The following is a 15,146-nucleotide window of genomic DNA, read 5'->3' as shown; positions in this document are numbered from 1 at the left end:
CGGGCCGCTAACCAAGCTCGTCAGCCGGGGCTTAAACACAAGACCGCTAGGGTCTGCGGTCATGCGACCGAAGACTTCCCTTCTGCGAAAGCTGATCGGCGACCGCCGCGGCAACGTGGCGATCGTCACGGCGCTCTGCCTGCCCGGCCTGCTGGGCGCCGTGGGCCTCGGGACCGAGGTGGCCGGCTGGTACGGCACGCAACGCAACCTACAGAACGCCGCCGACGCCGCGGCTCTGGCGGCGGCCACCAACGCCACCGAATTCTTCGACGAGGAGGCGGTCGCGGTGGCCGCGCAGTACGGCTACGTGAACGGCCAGAACGGGGTGACGGTGAGCGTCGTGGGCAGCCAGACCTGCCCGGACGGCAAGACCACCTGCTACCGCGTCACCCTCACCCATACCGCCAAGCTGCTGCTGGCCGGTATCGTCGGCTATGCCGGCGACGCCACCCTGGCCGGGGCCCCGGCCAAGCGGATCAGCGCCACGGCGCTGTCGATCCAGGACGTGGCCCCGCGGGAATACTGCCTGGTGGCGCTGTCCACCTCCGGCACGGCCCTGCAGACCAACGGCGCGCCGAAGGCGGACCTGTCCGGCTGCAGCGTGATGTCCAACTCGAACGCCGACTGCAACGGCCACAACCTGAAGGCCGAGTACGGCGACGCCGCAGGCGTGAGCAGCAACTGCGGCCTGAAGCAGAACTCCGGCGTCAAGCCGCTGCAGGATCCCTACGAGGACCTCGTCGACAATCTTCCCGCCCAGAACTGCGCCAGCTACCCGCAGGCGCCGGAGAAGAAGAAGGGCGACCCGCTGCCCCCCGCCAACCAACTCGCCGGCTACTTCAACTGGAGCGGCGACATGGTGAAGTGCGGGGACATCCAGCTGACCGGGGACGTCACCATCGACACCGGTCTGGGCTACGCCACCCTGATCATCAAGAACGGCGGGCTCGACCTGAACGGCCATACGCTGCGGACCACCAGCGGCTCGGGCCTGACCATCGTCTTCACGGGGTCTGGCGCCGGTTACGATCACATCCCTACGGGTGGGGGCGAGATCGACATCCAGGCGCCGACGACGGGCCCGTGGTCCGGCGTGGCGATCTACCAAGACCCGGCGCTGACCGATGGCGTGGACCTGTCGGCGGCCGGCAACGATCCCACCTGGAACATCACCGGCCTGGTCTACCTGCCCAAGGCCGACCTGACCTTCAGCGGGGCGGTGAACAAGTCGAGCAACGGCAAGTCCTGCTTCGTGATGGTGGCCAACTCCATCCGCGTGAACGGCACGGGGAGCATCCTGGCGAAGGGCGAGTGCGAACAGGCGGGGCTCACCATGCCCTCCACCGACGTGCCCAGCCGCGGGCGACTGGTGTTCTGATGATCCAGGCCGTGCTGATCCGCTTCGCCCGTGACCGCCGCGGCGTCGCCGCGGTCGAGATGTCGCTGATCGCAAGCCTGCTCTGCGTCTGCACCGTGAACGCGGTGGAGGTGGCCCGCTATGCCTCGAGCGCGCGGCAGGTGAGCGCCGCGACCCACGCCGCCGCCCAGGCGGCCTTCGCCACCTGCGACCCGGTGCATACCCCCGCGACCACCAAGTGCCCGGAGCTGGCCACAACCACCGGCGCGGCGGTCGCCAGCACGCCGCTGGGCGCCGCCGTCAAGCTCTCGCCCCTCACCGAGGGCTACTACTGCGTCAGCACCGCCGGGAAGCTCACCTACGTGAGCGCCGCCGACAGCCCGCCCGCCGACTGCTCGTCGGTCAGCCAGAGCGGCATCCGCCCGGGGCTCTACCTGCGCGTCCAGACGACCTACACCCACGCCAAGCTGCTCGGCGTGCCGACGGTGGCGGACACCTTCGCCAACCCGATCCAGCGCAGCGCCTGGATGAGGATGAAATGATCCGGCGCCTCGCCCGAGACATCGAAGGCGCGACGGCGGTCGAGTTCGGCCTCGTCCTGCCTGTGTTCGTGGCGATGATGCTCGGCCTGTTGTCGGTCGGCATGCTGGCCTTCTCCGTGAACAGCCTGCAGTTCGCCGCCGAGGACGCCGCGCGCTGCGCGGCGGTGAAGACCACCGTTTGCACCGACGCCAGCACGACCCGGGCTTATGCGCTGTCCCGCTATGCCGGCCCTCAGGTCTCGCCGGTGTTCAGCTACGAGTTCGCCGATTGCGGCCACCGGGTGACGGCCACCGCCACCTACGACCTCGGCCTCGTGCCCCAGATCGGCAAGGTGCCGCTGACCGCCACCGCTTGCTACGCGTGAACCCGGCCTAGGCGTCGGGCCCCACGTAGCGGGCGCTGTCCGGCACGTAGCGCCAGCGGCCCTGGGCGTCGCGCCTGAACCGCCCGGCCACCGGGACACGATCTCCGCTCATGTCGCGGTAGGTCCAGCGGCACTCGGCCACGTCGGCGCCGGGAAGCTGCGCGCAGCGCGCCGCCGAGATCCCATGGGGCGGGAATTCGAAGTCCGTCACCATGCCCTCCGGATCCGGCGGCCCCCTGGGGATGTAGTCGTTACGGAAGTCCTCGCGGAACCGCCAGGCCGGGATCGTGAACCCGTCCGCCGTCGCGCAGCCGGCCAGCGCCAGGACCAGGATGGCCCCGCCTGGCCCCAGCCGGCGCGCGGAGCCGGTCAAGTCACCAGCCGCACTGCTGACCCTTGTTCTGCTTCACCAGCCAGGCGTCCAGCGGCTTGAAGTAGTCGGCCACGGCGCTGGCGTCGGTGCGCGTCTCGCCGGTGAAGACCGCGAGCGTCTTCGGCCACTCCTGCGACTGGCCCAGCTCCATCATCCTGTTGAAGCGCTCGCCCACGGCCTTCTGGTTGTAGACCGAGCAGCGGTGCAGCGGGCCCTTCCAGCCGGCCTGCTTGCAGGCCGCGCGGTGGAACTGGAACTGGTAGATGTGGGCCAGGAAGTAGCGCGTGTACGGCGTGTTGCCCGGCACGTGGTACTTGGCGCCCGGATCGAAGGCGTCGGCCGGCCGCGGGCCCGGCGGCACGATGCCCTGGTACTGGGTCCGCAGCTTCGTCCAGGCCTCGTTGTACTGGTCCGGCGTGGTCTGGCCCGAGAACACCTGCCAGCGCCAGCGGTCCACCATCAGGCCGAACGGCAGGAAGGCGATCTTGTCGAGCGCCATCTTCAACAGGAACGGGATGTCCTCCTCCGCGCCCGGCGCCTTCTCCAGCATGCCGATCTGCTGCAGGTAGGTGGGCGTGGACGCCGACAGTGCGGCGAAGTCGCCGATCGCCTCGTGGAAGCCGTCGTTGGCCGAGTTGCGGAACAGCGTCGGCTGGTTCTTGTAGGCCCGCTGGTAGTAGTTGTGGCCCAGCTCGTGGTGGACGGTGCGGAAGTCCTCCCCGTTCACCTTGGTGCACATCTTGATCCGGATATCGTCCTTGTCGTCGAGGTCCCAGGCCGAGGCGTGGCAGACGACTTCCCGGTCCTGCGGCCGGACGATCAGCGAGCGCTCCCAGAAGGTCTGCGGCAGGGGCGCAAAGCCCAGCGACGAATAGAAGTTCTCGCCGGTCTTCACCATCTTGATCGGGTCGTAGCCCTTGGACACCAGCAGCTTGTCGAGGTCGTAGCTGGAGGTGATCCCCTGCGGCTGGACGACGTCGTAGATGTTGCCCCAGGACTGGGCCCACATGTTGCCCAGCAGGTCGGCGCGGATCGGGCCCGACTTCGGCTGCACGGCGTCGCCGTACTTGGCGTTCAGCCGGCCGCGCACGTAGCAGTGCAGGTTCCGGTAGAACGGCTCCACCTGCTTCCAGAGACGGTCGGTTTCGGCGGCGAACGCGTCCGGCTCCATGTCATAGTTCGACCGCCACAGCGCGCCGGTGTCCTTGTAGCCCAGGCTGACTGCGCCCTCGTTGGAGAGCTTGGCGAACTGGACGTAGTCGGCCTTGATGGGCTTGGCGACGCCGTGCCAGCCCTCCCACACGGCCCGCAGCTCGGCCGGGTCGCGGCTCTCGGCCAGGATGTCCTCGGCGTCGTTGAGCGTGATCTGCTTGCCCTTGTGGGTGAACTTGCCCGTCGAATAGGTGGAGTCCATCCGGGTCAGCAGCTTCGACAGCTCCTCCGCCGCGCCCGGCCGGTTCGGGGCCGGCGAGACTAGGTACAGTTTCAGCAGCTTCAGCTTGCGGGCCGTGACCGGGTCGGCCTGCACGCCGTTGAAGCGCGCGGCGTCCATGGCCAGGCGGGTGGCCAGCTCGTTCTGCTCGGCCGAGGCCTTGGCCTCCAGCCACTGGGTGTCCTCGGTGATGAAGTTGGCGCGCACCCACGAGGCGCGGGCGGCGTATTCGTTGACCTGCGCCAGGCGGGCTTCGGCCTGCTCGACGAAGGCCTTGGCCTCGGCGGGGGTGGGCCGCGCGCCTTGCGCGGCGGCGGGTCCGGCGGCGAGGAGGACGGCGGCCGCCGCAGCGGCCATCAGCTTCGATTTCATGCGGGTGTCCTGAGCGTTTCCGACGGCGCCGCAGCGCCGCTCTCTGTGGCGCGGATGCAAGCCCCGACGAAGACCTTGCGTCAAGGCCAACTAGCCCAGGCGGTCGAGGTCCTTGGCGCAGTCCACGCTGACGTCGAGGTCGGTGACCAGGCCGTTGGAGATCGAATAGACCCAGCCGTGCACGCAGATCTGTTGGCCGCGCGCCCAGGCGTCCTGCACGAACACGTCGGAAGCCACGTTGCGCACCTGGCGGATGACGTTGAGCTCCACCAGCCGGTCCCAGCGCTTGCGCCCGTCGGCGATCGCCTCCAGCTCGGCCTTGTGGTCGTGATGCACCTCGCGGATGGGATGCAGCCAGTGGTCCACCAGGCCCCGGCGCTGGCCGTCCACGGCGGCGGCCACGCCCCCGCAGCCGTAGTGGCCCACCACCAGGATGTGCTTCACCTTCAGCACGTCCACGGCGAACTGGAGCACCGAAAGGTAGTTGGCGTCCTGCGGCGGGGCGAGGTTGGCGACGTTGCGGTGGACGAACAGCTCGCCGGGATCGAGGTCGACGATCTCGTTGGCGGGCACACGTGAGTCCGAGCAGCCGATCCACAGGTATTCCGGCGCCTGCTGGCCCTCCAGCCGCTTGAAGAAGCCGGGGTCGGCCGAGACCTTGCGCTCGGCCCAGCGCCGGTTGTTGGCCTTCAGGTCGTCGAGCATGGTCATGCGGGTTTGGCGTCCGGCTGTTGGTCGGGGTGGGCGGCGATGAAGGCGGGGTGCTGCTGGGCGCGGGCGTCGACCGCGGCGATCGCCGGCCACGGCGCGAGGTCCACCTCGTAGCGGCGGGCGGAATAGACCTGCGGGATCAGGCAGCAGTCGGCGATGGTGGGCGTCTCGCCGAACGCGAAGCCCTTGCCGTGCTGGGCCACCAGCGGCTCCAGGGCGTCGAAGCCCTCGCCGATCCAGCCCTGGATCCACTCGAGGATCTCGGGCTGGGCGTGCCCCATCCTGGCCAGCTTGCGGCCCACCCGGGTGTTGTTCAGCGGATGGATGTCGCAGGCCACGATCCCGGCCATCCGCCGCACCATGGCGCGGTCTAACGGGTCCTTCGGCAGGATCGCGGGCTCGGGAATGGTCTCCTCCAGCCACTCCAGGATCGCCAGGCTCTGGGCCAGCACATTTCCGTCCCCGAGATCCAGCGCCGGCGTCAGCCCCTGCGGGTTCACGGTCTTGAAGGCGGGCTCCCGCTGCTCGCCGGCCACCAGGTCGATGGAGACGGTGTCGTAGGCGCAGCCCTTCAGCTGCAGCCCGATGCGGGTGCGGTAGGGCGCGGTGGCGCGCCAGTAGCCGTGGAAGGTCCAGGCCATCAGACGACCTGCCCCATCAGACCACCTGGAAGGCGACCCTGCCGACCCCCTCCACCTCGCCTTCCACCCGGTCGCCGCGCTTCAGGGCGCCGACGCGCTCCGGCGTGCCGGTGAAGATCAGGTCGCCGGCCTCCAGGCGCCACAGCTTCGAGGCCTCCGAGACGATCTCCGGCACGTTCCAGATCATGTCGGCGACGCTGGCGTCCTGCTTCACCTCGCCGTTCACGCTCAGGCGGATGCGGCCCTGCGGGGGCGGGCCGTCCCAGCGGCGGATCGCCGAGATGGGCGCGGAGTCGTCGAAGCCCTTGGCGGAATCCCAGGGCTGGCCCTTCTCGCGGCTGGCGGTCTGCAGGTCGCGGCGGGTGAGGTCGACGCCCACGGCATAGCCGTAGACCAGGTCCAGCGCCTCCTCCGTGGGTACGTCGGAGCCGCCCCCCTTCAGCGCCACCACCAGCTCCATCTCGTAGTGCAGGTTCTCGGTGCGCGGCGGATAGGCCGGATCCTGGCCCGGCGGCACGACCGCGTCGGCGGGCTTGGCGAAGAAGAACGGCGGGTCGCGGTCGTCGCCGCCCATCTCGCGGCGGTGGGCGGCGTAGTTTCGGCCGACGCAGAGGATCCGCCGGACCGGGAAGCCGCGGCTCTCGCCTTCCACGGGCACGACGGCGACGGGACGGGGCTCGAAGACGTAAGCGCTCATGGCGTCGCCTAAACCACGGCGAGAGCCGGAAGTGAACCCTTCCCTCCCCGCACAGGGAGGGACAGCTCGCTGCGCGGCCTGTCCCCTCCCATCAGGGCAGGGAAGACAGCAGCTCTCGCGCCTCCTTCAGGTGCTGGGCGATGGCGCCGGCCTGCTCGGCGGCCAAGGCCTTCAGCGACGGCACGTCGCCGTCCTGGGCGTAGGCCTGCATCAGCGCCAGCGCCTGCTCGTGCGCCTTCACCTGCGCCTCCATGAACGCCCGGTCGAAGTCTCCCGGCGCGGCCGAGCCGATCGCGCTCATCGCCGCCTGCAGCTCCGGCGTCGCCGCTTGCCCGGCCTGGATGGTGTAGCCGGACTCCGCCACCGCCTTCTTCAGCTCCTGCGACGACCTGGTGTGGTCGCGCACCAGGTTGCCTGCGAAGGCCCGCACCTGCGGCCTGGCCGCCCGGTTCTGGCCCATCTGGCCGGACTGCACCTCGAACAGGTCGGCAGCCGAGGACCTGGCCACGAAGTCGGCGGCGGACGGCACGGGCGCCGGCGGCGGGACGGTGACCGAGGACTTGTGCGGCTGGGTCGCGGCCTCCTTGGCGGCCATCCGCTGGGCGTCGTCGGGGCGCCCGCAGGCGCCAAGCGCCACCACGGCGAGGAGGACGGGAACGGCGCGCGCGATTGACAAGGCCTCGGCTCCAGCTGCCCCTTCAGGGTTCAACCGCCAAGGTCCGCCCCCGTTCCGCCATGCCCGAAGCCACCGACCGCCCCGGCCCGCTCTCCGACCTCGTGGTGATCGAGATGGGCACCCTCATCGCCGGCCCCTTCTGCGGCCAGATCCTGGGCGACTTCGGCGCGGAGGTGATCAAGATCGAGGACCCGCGGGTCGGCGACCCCATGCGCCAGTGGGGCCGCAGCCTGCCCAAGGGTCTGTCGCCCTGGTGGCCGGTGATCGGGCGCAACAAGAAGTCGGTGGGCCTCGACCTGCGCCAGCCCGAGGGGCAGCGGATCGCGCGGACCCTGATCGCCCAGGCCGACGTGGTGATCGAGAACTTCCGCCCCGGCGCCATGGAGAAGTGGGGCCTCTCCTACGAGAGCCTGGCGGCGGAGAACCCGCGCCTGATCATGGCCCGGGTCTCCGGCTTCGGTCAGACCGGGCCCTACGCGCAGCGGGCGGGGTATGGCCTGATCGGCGAGGCCATGGGCGGCCTGAGGTACGTCACCGGCGAGCCCGACCGGCCGCCGGCCCGCGCCGGCATCTCCATCGGCGACAGCCTGGCGGCCATGCACGCGGTCATGGGGATCACCATGGCCCTGCACCACCGCGCCCGCACCGGCGGCGGGCAGGTGATCGACGCGGCCCTCTACGAGAGCGTGCTGGCGGTGATGGAGAACCTGGTCACCGAGTATGACCTGACCGGGTATGTCCGGGAGCGCTCCGGGTCCGTCCTGCCCGGCATCGCGCCGTCCAACGCCTACCCGTGCGCCGGCGGCGAGATGATCCTGATCGGCGGCAACGGCGACACGGTCTACGGCCGCCTCACCGAGGCCATGGCCCGCCCCGACCTGAAAGACGATCCGAAGTTCGTCAGCCACGCCGCGCGCGGGCAGAACCAAGCCGAGCTGGACGGCATCATCGCGGCGTGGACCCGCGGCTTCGCGCTCGAGGACCTGCTGGCGCTGCTGGAGGCCAAGGGCGTCCCGGCCAGCCGGGTCTACCGCGCGCCGGACATGCTGGAGGACCCGCAGTTCGCCGCCCGGGAGGCCATCGTGACCACCGACCACCCGGTGTTCGGGGCCATCAGGATGCAGAACGCCTTCCCGAAGCTGTCGGAGACGCCCGGGCGGGTGCGGTGGCCGGGGCCGGCGCTGGGCGAGCACACCGACGCGGTGCTGAAAGAGCGCGCCGCGTGCTCGCCAGAGGACATCGCGGCGCTAAGAGCCCAAGGCGTCGTCTGAGGCGCTAGGCTCCGCGCGTCAGAAAGAGGGTCGGGTCGCTTGATCCGGGCGAAGTCCCTGGGCCGCCGGTCCGGCCCCTGCGGTGTCCGCAGGTCCCCCAGGCACAGTTTGTATAGCGAAGCTTGGCAGTTGCAGAGGCGGCGCCTTGTCTCAGGGGTGGAACCCGGCCCGCCCCCGGCTTTTCCCTCGGTGGCGGCGTCGGTCAGCGCGCCCGGAGCAGCTCCGCGACGGCGGCGGAGACCTGGGTGACGTCGTAGGGCTTGCGGATCACCGGAGCGTCGAAGCCCCCGGGGGCGCCGGCAGTCTCGCCGTAGCCGGTGGCGAACACGAAGGGCACGTTGCGGCGCGCCAGGGCCTCGGCGACGGGGGTGACCGAGCGGCCGTTCAGGTTGGCGTCCAGCACCGCGGCGTCGATCTGCCGGTCGAGCAGGGCCATCGCCTCCTCGAGCTCGTAGGCGGGTCCGATCACCTCGGCGCCGGCCTCGGACAGGCCGGTCTCGAGCTCCAGCGCCAGCAGGACGGCGTCCTCCACGATCAGCACCTTCGCGCCCTTGAGGTCGGTAGGCCCGCTGGAGGCGGCGACGGTTTCCACCACCCGGGCGGCGGGCGCCTCCGGCACGGTGTCGGGCCTGGGCGCGACGGCCGCGGCGCCGGCCCGCAGGCGCACCTGCACGCCGGCCGGACGGTATTCCACCGTGGTCTCGCCGTTCAGCTCGCGACCGGTGACCTGTTCCAGGAGGGTCGAGCCGAAGCCCCGGCGGCCGGGCTGGGCGACCGTGGGGCCGCCGCTTTCGGTCCAGCGCAGGTCGAAGCCGCCGTCCCCGCGCCGGCTCCAGCGCAGCTGGACGTGGCCGGTCTCGGTCGACAGCGCGCCGAACTTCACAGCGTTGGTGGCGAGCTCGTGCAGCGCCAGCGACAGGGCGTTGGCGGCCCGCGGCGTCAGGAACAGCTCGGGGCCTTCCCAGCTGGTCTGGCCGGGGGCCAGCGCGCCCAGCTCCGCCGCGGCCAGGTGGTCGATGGCCGCGCCCCGCCAGCGGGCGGCGGTGAGCAGCTCGTTGGCCGAGGCCATGGCCTTCAGGCGGCCGTTGAAGTTGGCGAGGAAGCCGTCGAGCGAGGTGGTGCGCTTGGCGGTCTGCTGGGCGAGCGCCTGGACGGCGGCCAGGACGTTCTTCACCCGGTGGTCCAGCTCGGCAAGTAGGCGCTGGCGGCTTTCCTCTTCCTGGCGCTGCGAGGTGACGTCCTGGACGATCCCGGTCACCGCGATCGGCCGGCCGGTCTCGTCGCGGCTCACCACGCCCGCCAGCCGCACGAAGATGGTGCGCCCGTCGTCCGGCCGGATCTGCCGGAACTCCATCTCGTAGGGACCGCCGTTGCTGGTCTTTTCGACCCGGTCGCGGCGGAAGGCCTCGAGATCGTCAGGATGGACGTAGCTGTCCAGGGCCTGACCGCCGTTGGCCGGCACCACGCCCTCCGGCAGCCCGGTGATGGCCGCCATCCGCCGCGAGACCAGGAACTGGTCCCGGATCATGTCGAACTGGAAGTCGCCCAGCCCTGCGGCCTCCAGGGCCAGCTCCAGGCGTTCGGGATCGACTCTTCGGCCGGACTCCATACGCGTCATGGGCCCGAACATAGGGCCGCTTGCCGACCTGTCGACAGGAACCGTGCGTTTCCCACAGCGTTTGGTCTGCGGGGGAGGGGAAGCTCTGCCTTTTGCGCGAAAGGCGGAACCCGCGTATCGTGTCCGACGTTCAGGCTAGGCTCCCCCGCTGCACGCCGGGGCCATCCTCATTGGAGACATCGACATGCCCGCGAACGCCGACTACGCCGCTGACGAGACCAAGTCCGGCGCTGGTTCCGATGCCGCCAACAAGCTGACTGCCGAAGCCCAGCGCACCTTCAACGACGCCCGCGCGCGGATCGAGAAGGTCGTGCAGGACGGCATCGAGCAGCTGCGCACCCAGTCGCGCGTCTACACCGACAACGCCGGCCAGCAACTCGAAGTGGCCCAGCAGTACGTGACCGAGCGCGTCCGCGAGCGTCCGCTCGCCGCCACCGGCGCGGCCCTGGGCATCGGCGTGCTGATCGGCCTGCTGCTGTCGGCCGGCCGCCGTTGATCAAACGAATACTGACGCTTGCGGCCGCCTTCGCAGCGATGGCGGCCGCGGCGGGCGTGTGCGTGGTCGCCCTCGCCTACGCCCTCTATGCCGTGGCCCGTGAGTACATGACGCCCGCCGGGGCATCGGCGGTCGTGGCCGGCGTCGCCGCCCTGCTGATCGTGCTCCTCGCCGTGTTCGTGCTGCGCAAGAGCGCGCCAAAGGAAATGCGCAAGGCCGCCGGCTCCGAGGAGCCGACGCTGACCACCCGGCTGGTGGAGCTCGCCCGCGAGCGGCCGGTGGTGGCCGGCATCGGCGCGGTGGCCGCGGCCCTGGTGATCGCCCGCAACCCGCGGATCGTGACCACCATCATCAGCGCCGCCGTCGCCGGCCGCGCCGCCCGGGCCCCTGACCCCCGCAAGCGCTAGTCGCTTCCCTCCCCTCCCGGGGAGGGACAGCTCGCCGGCAGGCAAGCCGGGTGAGGACGTGGGGGTCAAGCTGTGGCGCCCGGATATTTCTACCACCTCCTCGCCCTGGCCGTTGCGCGGTCGTGCCTCCCCATCAGGGGAGGGAAACGGAACACGGCCATTTCGCGAAACGTTGTGACGCCGAGCTTCCAAAGCTCGTGACACAGCAACGTGCGCCTTCGGGCGCAAGGAGAAAGCGAAATGCTCGGTTGGGCTCTGACTTTCCTGGTGGTCGCTCTGATCGCCGCTCTGCTTGGCTTCACCTCTATCGCGGGCGCCGCGATGGGCGTGGCCAAGATCCTGTTCTTCGTCTTCCTCGTGCTCTTCCTCGTCTCGATCGTGATGCACTTCGTCCGAGGTAGGCCGACAGTTTAAGGACACGCCCGCTTAGGAGGGCGTAGCACGACGGTCCAAGGACCAGGTGCGATAGGGCTCGTATTTCGAGCCCCCCCAACAGAGGGCGGCGACTCTGATCGCCGCCCCTTCTATTTCCACCACATTGAAACCCGGCGGCACGCCGCGCTCGCGGACAGAGAGGGTGCCCGCGCCCACCGCATAGGTCTTTCCGTCGCCGAACGGGTAGGGCCAGGTGAACGGCGCGTGGATGTGGCCGGACAGCACGAGGTCCACCTTCGCCTCTGCGAAGGCTTTGGCTGCGGCGGCGCCGTTCCAGACCTTGGCGGTCATGGGCCCGCCGACCATCTCCATCAGCGGGTGGTGGCAGACGACGATGCGGAAGCACTCCTGCGGCGCCGTCTCGAACCAGCGGGTCGCCTCCTGCACCTGGGCGTGGGCGATCTGGCCCTTCGACCAGTTGAGGCGGGGCTGGGCGCCGCGGGCGGTATTGACCCCGCGCACCGCGAAGCCGTTGCCCAGGTAGAACTGCGACCGCGAGGGCCCGATCGCCTGCTCGAACCGGTGGAACGGCGTCAGGATGCGTTCAAGCCAGGCGATATACGGCGCATCGTGGTTGCCGGGGGTGACCAGCTGCGGGCCCTTCAGGCCGCCGAGCCACTCGGCGGCGGCCGCGAACTCGTTCTTCTCGCCGTAACGGGTCAGGTCGCCGGAGACGATCACCAGGTCGAAGCTGCCGTCGTTGATCATCTCGGCCGCCGCGGCGACGGCGGCGGCGTTCTCGCCGCCGAAGTGGATGTCGGAGAGATGGGCGAAGCGGATCGTCACGTCAGACGTCTTTCGGGATGGCCAGCACGCGCACGAGGTCGGGCTTGTAGACCACCTCGGCGAGGGATTTGAGCTGCACGGACTCCCCGTCGAGGATCGCCGGCACGCCCTGGGCGGCCCAGATGCGGGCCACCTGGCAGCGCTGTGTCTCGACGGCGGGCGCGTCGCGCCAGTCGCCCTTCAGGGCATGGAAGCCCAGCTCGAAGGCGTCGCGGGCGCCCTTGATGTCCAGGGCGGCGGCCTCCAGGGCCTGCTCCTCCTCGGCCAGGGCGCGGGAGGTGACGGGGCACATGAACACCAGCGCTTCGGCCTTCTCGCGCGGACCGGCGTCGAGGTTGTAGCGGAGCCGGCCCGAGAACGCGCGGCGCATCGCGCGCCGCGCCCGGATGAACGCCAGCTTCTTGTTGCCGTAGCGCGCCGCTTCGCGGGCGGGGGCCCACAGCGCCGGCGATCCGAGGATCGCGGCCACCAGGAACTTGTGGCCCTCCACCTCGCCGCCGCCCAGCATCCGCTCGCCGCCCTGGTGCAGGGCGATGGTAAGGGCGTCCTGCCAGGAGCGCGGGCCATAGATGGCGTGGGGCAGCATGTTCATGGTCCCGCCGGGCAATGGCGCGATCATGGGGCCTTGCGGACCGCACATCTCGGCGGCGGCGCGCGCGGTGCCGTCGCCGGCGATCACCACCAGAAGGTCGGGCGCGGCGTCGACGGCCCGGCGCAGGCAGGCCTCCAGGTCCTGGGTTTCCGGGGCGCAGACGTGCGCCTGCACGCCGAAGTCGGCGAAGATCTTCGCCGCATCCTCGGGCGCGTCGTCGTTCACGCTGCCGGAGGCGATGTTCGCCACCACCTCGACGCGACTGATGCGCGTCACCGCCCCCTCCCCCATGATTGCGCCGTCAGCCGGCGGGCTGGGTGGCGGGCTGCGTGGCGGGCGTGTCGTCCTGACCGACATCGCGCACGGCCTCGCCGGCGCTGGAGGCGGCGTCGCGGACCGCGGGCTCGGCCTTGTTGGCGGCCACGGCGAGGTTCTTGTCGACCACGCCGCCAGCGCCGCTGAACGAGCCGTTCACGGCCGCGAGCGCCAGCAGGACGATGCCGATGGCGGCGGCGATGAATGTGAAGGTCATCAGGACGGGGTGACGCTTGCGCATGGCGCGCTCGTCGCGGCGGCCCCGCTCGTAGGCTTCGCGAAGGTCGGCCTTCAGCTCGTCCGTGCCGTTCGCGTCGTGGCGTACGCCAACCATTTGAGGGCTCCAAGAACAATGATGCCGCTCCAACGTGGCGCGGAGTGGAGGGGTTCCGGCGGAACTGTCACGCTTGGCCCCGCGTTAGGGCGGCCAGGGGACACAACAAGGAGAGCTAACCTATGCTCAAGCCATGGATCGCCCTGGCCGGGGCCGCCGTGCTCGCTTCGGCCTGCACCGCCACCGGGAACACCGAGCGCAATGCCGTCGGCGGGGCCGCCCTGGGCGCCATCGCCGGCGCCGTGATCGGCAACAACGTCGGCGGCGGTGACGCCGGGACCGGCGCTGCCATCGGCGCCGCTGTCGGCGCGACGGCCGGCGCGGTGAAGGGCTGCCGTGAAGACGGCGGCTGCGGCGCTACGACGGCGAACCGCCGCCAATACTACGATGAGCGGGTCGGCCGTTATTACTACTACGACTCCGGCACCGGCCGTTACTACTGGGAAGACGGCTCGCCGCGCTGAGGCGCCGGCTCGCCAATCTAAACGGCGAGGGCGGTCGGCTTCCCGACCGCCCTTTGTCGTGCCTTCGAGGGAGGGGTGAAATGAGCGTCGCCAAGACTTTCGCCATCACGGCTCTGGCTCTGAGCCTGGCCGCCTGCGCCACCGTGCAGAAGGCCCGCGAGCGCATCGTGCGCGCGCCGTCCGCGTGCGCCGACCAGACCGCCCAGATCTACTTCGAGCCGGATTCCGCCGAGCTGACCAGGGAAGGCAGCGCGGTGATCAAGGCCGCCGCCGACGCCGCCCGGCGCTGCAGCGTCACCGCCGTGGAGGTGCTGGGCCTGGCCGACGCCGCCGGCGCGCCCGAGGCCAACCTGGAGCTCTCCAAGCGCCGCGCGCAGTCGGTGACCGCCGCGCTGGCCTCGGCCGGCCTCCCCAACGCCGAGTTCAAGGTCTCGGCCGCCGGACAGGCGGGCGCCACCACAGCCGACGGCAAGACCGCGCCGCTGCGCCGCCGCGCCGAGGTCGTGCTGCGTCTCGCCGACAGGAAATAGCAGACGCCTTTCTTTGGCCGGACGATAGCGCCCGCGTACACTCCTGTGCACGGTCTTCTCGATGTGAATCAGTAGCTTAGCGCAACGCGAGAGTTGTCGCGCTGACTCGTGCAACTAGGCCTGACACGGCGTGTGACACGGCACAAAGAAAGGGCGGGTCCCTTGGGACCCGCCGGAGTGTGCATCATCGAGAAAAGGGGTGCGGAGACGGCAGACTGGCATGTTCGCCAGTCTCAAGTCGGGGGGGGCGTCGCCGCCTCCGCACCCCTTAGAACACACTCGCCAGAAGTGCGTTCCGGCCCGCCGTTAAAAATTTTCGGAAAAAGTCGCGCAGGCTCGCAGCCGGCGCTTTCGCCGGGAGCCAATCGACGCCAGAGTTATCCACAAGCCTTGAAAACGCAAGGGTTTTCTTCAAGCTTAACCATTTGGAAGGGGGGGCGCGGAACGGCCGGCCGGAGCGGTGCGTTAGGCCCATGGCGGGCGAACGGGCCCGCCGGGTCCGTGAGGGAGCGCTCGACCGTGCGCAACCAGTTCACCAGCCGGGGCGGCTTCGTCCTCGCCAAGACGCCCAGCACCCGGCAGCAGCAGAGCCGCCGGAAGCTGGCGGTCATCTCCGGCATCCTGGCGCTGGCGCTGGCCAGCGGCGTGATCGGCTCGCTCACCTCCCCCAATGCCGCCGTCGTGGGCCAGGTCACGACCGGCCCCTTCAGCTATTTCCCGTCCGAGTAAGGA

20 protein-coding genes are annotated in these 15,146 nt (G+C 70.3%); 10 read left to right on the top strand and 10 right to left on the bottom strand.

What is annotated here, in order from left to right:
• Positions 1 to 61: 61 nt before the first annotated feature.
• From VIL76_RS15795 to VIL76_RS15785, 3 genes are read left to right on the top strand one after another with little or no spacing between them, the layout of a single operon-like run.
• Complete coding sequence (locus VIL76_RS15795) at positions 62 to 1,378, top strand: pilus assembly protein TadG-related protein (protein WP_332045989.1); 1,317 nt, start codon at positions 62 to 64, stop codon at positions 1,376 to 1,378.
• Positions 1,378 to 1,899, top strand: coding sequence for a TadE/TadG family type IV pilus assembly protein (locus VIL76_RS15790; RefSeq protein WP_332045988.1), 522 nt, complete (start codon positions 1,378 to 1,380; stop codon positions 1,897 to 1,899). Before VIL76_RS15795 ends, VIL76_RS15790 begins: the two co-directional genes overlap by 1 nt.
• Complete coding sequence (locus VIL76_RS15785; RefSeq protein ID WP_332045987.1) at positions 1,896 to 2,264, top strand: TadE family protein; 369 nt, start codon at positions 1,896 to 1,898, stop codon at positions 2,262 to 2,264. The genes VIL76_RS15790 and VIL76_RS15785 overlap by 4 nt, the downstream gene beginning before the upstream one ends.
• A gap of 7 nt (positions 2,265 to 2,271) precedes the next feature.
• Here VIL76_RS15785 and VIL76_RS15780 read toward each other — a convergent pair whose 3' ends face one another.
• From VIL76_RS15780 to VIL76_RS15755, 6 genes are all read right to left on the bottom strand, one after another.
• A complete protein-coding gene (locus tag VIL76_RS15780; protein ID WP_332045986.1) occupies positions 2,272 to 2,637 on the bottom strand; it encodes a hypothetical protein in 366 nt (121 codons plus the stop codon).
• 1 nt (position 2,638) lies between these two features.
• Complete coding sequence (locus VIL76_RS15775; RefSeq protein WP_332045985.1) at positions 2,639 to 4,441, bottom strand: M2 family metallopeptidase; 1,803 nt, start codon at positions 4,439 to 4,441, stop codon at positions 2,639 to 2,641.
• Positions 4,442 to 4,531: 90 nt separating this feature from the next.
• Positions 4,532 to 5,146 (bottom strand): carbonic anhydrase, encoded by a 615-nt coding sequence (locus tag VIL76_RS15770; RefSeq protein WP_332046514.1) that lies wholly within the window; start codon positions 5,144 to 5,146, stop codon positions 4,532 to 4,534.
• Positions 5,147 to 5,148: 2 nt separating this feature from the next.
• A complete protein-coding gene (gene maiA, locus VIL76_RS15765; protein WP_332045984.1) occupies positions 5,149 to 5,793 on the bottom strand; it encodes a maleylacetoacetate isomerase in 645 nt (214 codons plus the stop codon).
• 16 nt (positions 5,794 to 5,809) lie between these two features.
• Positions 5,810 to 6,490: a fumarylacetoacetate hydrolase family protein gene (locus tag VIL76_RS15760; protein ID WP_332045983.1), complete on the bottom strand. Its 681-nt coding sequence runs from the start codon at positions 6,488 to 6,490 to the stop codon at positions 5,810 to 5,812.
• Between the two features lie 91 nt (positions 6,491 to 6,581).
• Positions 6,582 to 7,166 (bottom strand): DUF4142 domain-containing protein, encoded by a 585-nt coding sequence (locus tag VIL76_RS15755; RefSeq protein ID WP_332045982.1) that lies wholly within the window; start codon positions 7,164 to 7,166, stop codon positions 6,582 to 6,584.
• Between the two features lie 59 nt (positions 7,167 to 7,225).
• Here VIL76_RS15755 and VIL76_RS15750 point away from each other — a divergent pair, with 59 nt between their 5' ends.
• A complete protein-coding gene (locus tag VIL76_RS15750) occupies positions 7,226 to 8,437 on the top strand; it encodes a CaiB/BaiF CoA-transferase family protein (protein WP_332045981.1) in 1,212 nt (403 codons plus the stop codon).
• A gap of 202 nt (positions 8,438 to 8,639) precedes the next feature.
• Here the strand turns inward: VIL76_RS15750 and VIL76_RS15745 are convergent, their stop codons facing one another.
• The gene (locus tag VIL76_RS15745; RefSeq protein WP_332045980.1) at positions 8,640 to 10,055 is read right to left on the bottom strand and encodes an HWE histidine kinase domain-containing protein; all 1,416 of its coding nucleotides are present in this window, start codon (positions 10,053 to 10,055) and stop codon (positions 8,640 to 8,642) included.
• Between the two features lie 184 nt (positions 10,056 to 10,239).
• On the opposite strand from VIL76_RS15745, the gene VIL76_RS15740 reads away from it, so the two are divergent.
• The 3 genes from VIL76_RS15740 (at position 10,240) to VIL76_RS15730 (ending at position 11,372) form a co-directional block, all read left to right on the top strand.
• Positions 10,240 to 10,551: a glycine zipper domain-containing protein gene (locus VIL76_RS15740; protein ID WP_332045979.1), complete on the top strand. Its 312-nt coding sequence runs from the start codon at positions 10,240 to 10,242 to the stop codon at positions 10,549 to 10,551.
• Positions 10,548 to 10,958, top strand: a complete 411-nt coding sequence (locus VIL76_RS15735; protein WP_332045978.1) for a hypothetical protein — start codon at positions 10,548 to 10,550, stop codon at positions 10,956 to 10,958. The genes VIL76_RS15740 and VIL76_RS15735 overlap by 4 nt, the downstream gene beginning before the upstream one ends.
• Before the next feature lie 240 nt (positions 10,959 to 11,198).
• Positions 11,199 to 11,372, top strand: coding sequence for a DUF1328 domain-containing protein (locus VIL76_RS15730; RefSeq protein WP_332045977.1), 174 nt, complete (start codon positions 11,199 to 11,201; stop codon positions 11,370 to 11,372).
• Positions 11,373 to 11,384: 12 nt separating this feature from the next.
• Here VIL76_RS15730 and VIL76_RS15725 read toward each other — a convergent pair whose 3' ends face one another.
• Genes VIL76_RS15725 through VIL76_RS15715 form a run of 3 tightly spaced genes read right to left on the bottom strand, consistent with a single transcriptional unit; the run spans position 11,385 to position 13,420 of the window.
• On the bottom strand, positions 11,385 to 12,179 hold the full coding sequence (locus VIL76_RS15725; RefSeq protein ID WP_332045976.1) for a metallophosphoesterase: 795 nt from the start codon (positions 12,177 to 12,179) through the stop codon (positions 11,385 to 11,387).
• A gap of 1 nt (position 12,180) precedes the next feature.
• Positions 12,181 to 13,047, bottom strand: a complete 867-nt coding sequence (locus tag VIL76_RS15720) for a diacylglycerol/lipid kinase family protein (RefSeq protein ID WP_332045975.1) — start codon at positions 13,045 to 13,047, stop codon at positions 12,181 to 12,183.
• A gap of 25 nt (positions 13,048 to 13,072) precedes the next feature.
• Complete coding sequence (locus tag VIL76_RS15715; protein WP_332045974.1) at positions 13,073 to 13,420, bottom strand: hypothetical protein; 348 nt, start codon at positions 13,418 to 13,420, stop codon at positions 13,073 to 13,075.
• A 122-nt stretch (positions 13,421 to 13,542) separates the two neighbouring features.
• Between VIL76_RS15715 and VIL76_RS15710 the strand changes: the two genes are divergently transcribed.
• The 3 genes from VIL76_RS15710 to VIL76_RS15700 all read left to right on the top strand — a co-directional run bounded on the left by VIL76_RS15710 (position 13,543) and on the right by VIL76_RS15700 (position 15,143).
• Positions 13,543 to 13,884 (top strand): YMGG-like glycine zipper-containing protein, encoded by a 342-nt coding sequence (locus tag VIL76_RS15710; protein ID WP_332045973.1) that lies wholly within the window; start codon positions 13,543 to 13,545, stop codon positions 13,882 to 13,884.
• Positions 13,885 to 13,964: 80 nt separating this feature from the next.
• The gene (locus VIL76_RS15705; RefSeq protein ID WP_332045972.1) at positions 13,965 to 14,414 is read left to right on the top strand and encodes an OmpA family protein; all 450 of its coding nucleotides are present in this window, start codon (positions 13,965 to 13,967) and stop codon (positions 14,412 to 14,414) included.
• A 519-nt stretch (positions 14,415 to 14,933) separates the two neighbouring features.
• Positions 14,934 to 15,143: a hypothetical protein gene (locus tag VIL76_RS15700; RefSeq protein ID WP_332045971.1), complete on the top strand. Its 210-nt coding sequence runs from the start codon at positions 14,934 to 14,936 to the stop codon at positions 15,141 to 15,143.
• Positions 15,144 to 15,146: the final 3 nt, after the last annotated feature.

Origin of the sequence: Phenylobacterium sp. (assembly GCF_036563285.1) — a bacterium.
Classification (GTDB): Bacteria; Pseudomonadota; Alphaproteobacteria; order Caulobacterales; family Caulobacteraceae; genus Phenylobacterium.
This window is presented reverse-complemented; position numbering and strand designations above follow the sequence as displayed.

Coding starts and splice junctions, on each gene's coding strand:
- VIL76_RS15790 (WP_332045988.1), top strand. CDS start 1,378: ATGATCCAGGCCGTGCTGATCCGCTTCGCCCGTGACCGCCGCGGCGTC.
- VIL76_RS15745 (WP_332045980.1), bottom strand. CDS start 10,055: ATGACGCGTATGGAGTCCGGCCGAAGAGTCGATCCCGAACGCCTGGAG.
- VIL76_RS15785 (WP_332045987.1), top strand. CDS start 1,896: ATGATCCGGCGCCTCGCCCGAGACATCGAAGGCGCGACGGCGGTCGAG.
- VIL76_RS15760 (WP_332045983.1), bottom strand. CDS start 6,490: ATGAGCGCTTACGTCTTCGAGCCCCGTCCCGTCGCCGTCGTGCCCGTG.
- VIL76_RS15715 (WP_332045974.1), bottom strand. CDS start 13,420: ATGGTTGGCGTACGCCACGACGCGAACGGCACGGACGAGCTGAAGGCC.
- VIL76_RS15750 (WP_332045981.1), top strand. CDS start 7,226: ATGCCCGAAGCCACCGACCGCCCCGGCCCGCTCTCCGACCTCGTGGTG.
- maiA (WP_332045984.1), bottom strand. CDS start 5,793: ATGGCCTGGACCTTCCACGGCTACTGGCGCGCCACCGCGCCCTACCGC.
- VIL76_RS15730 (WP_332045977.1), top strand. CDS start 11,199: ATGCTCGGTTGGGCTCTGACTTTCCTGGTGGTCGCTCTGATCGCCGCT.
- VIL76_RS15770 (WP_332046514.1), bottom strand. CDS start 5,146: ATGCTCGACGACCTGAAGGCCAACAACCGGCGCTGGGCCGAGCGCAAG.
- VIL76_RS15705 (WP_332045972.1), top strand. CDS start 13,965: ATGAGCGTCGCCAAGACTTTCGCCATCACGGCTCTGGCTCTGAGCCTG.
- VIL76_RS15795 (WP_332045989.1), top strand. CDS start 62: ATGCGACCGAAGACTTCCCTTCTGCGAAAGCTGATCGGCGACCGCCGC.
- VIL76_RS15740 (WP_332045979.1), top strand. CDS start 10,240: ATGCCCGCGAACGCCGACTACGCCGCTGACGAGACCAAGTCCGGCGCT.
- VIL76_RS15710 (WP_332045973.1), top strand. CDS start 13,543: ATGCTCAAGCCATGGATCGCCCTGGCCGGGGCCGCCGTGCTCGCTTCG.
- VIL76_RS15775 (WP_332045985.1), bottom strand. CDS start 4,441: ATGAAATCGAAGCTGATGGCCGCTGCGGCGGCCGCCGTCCTCCTCGCC.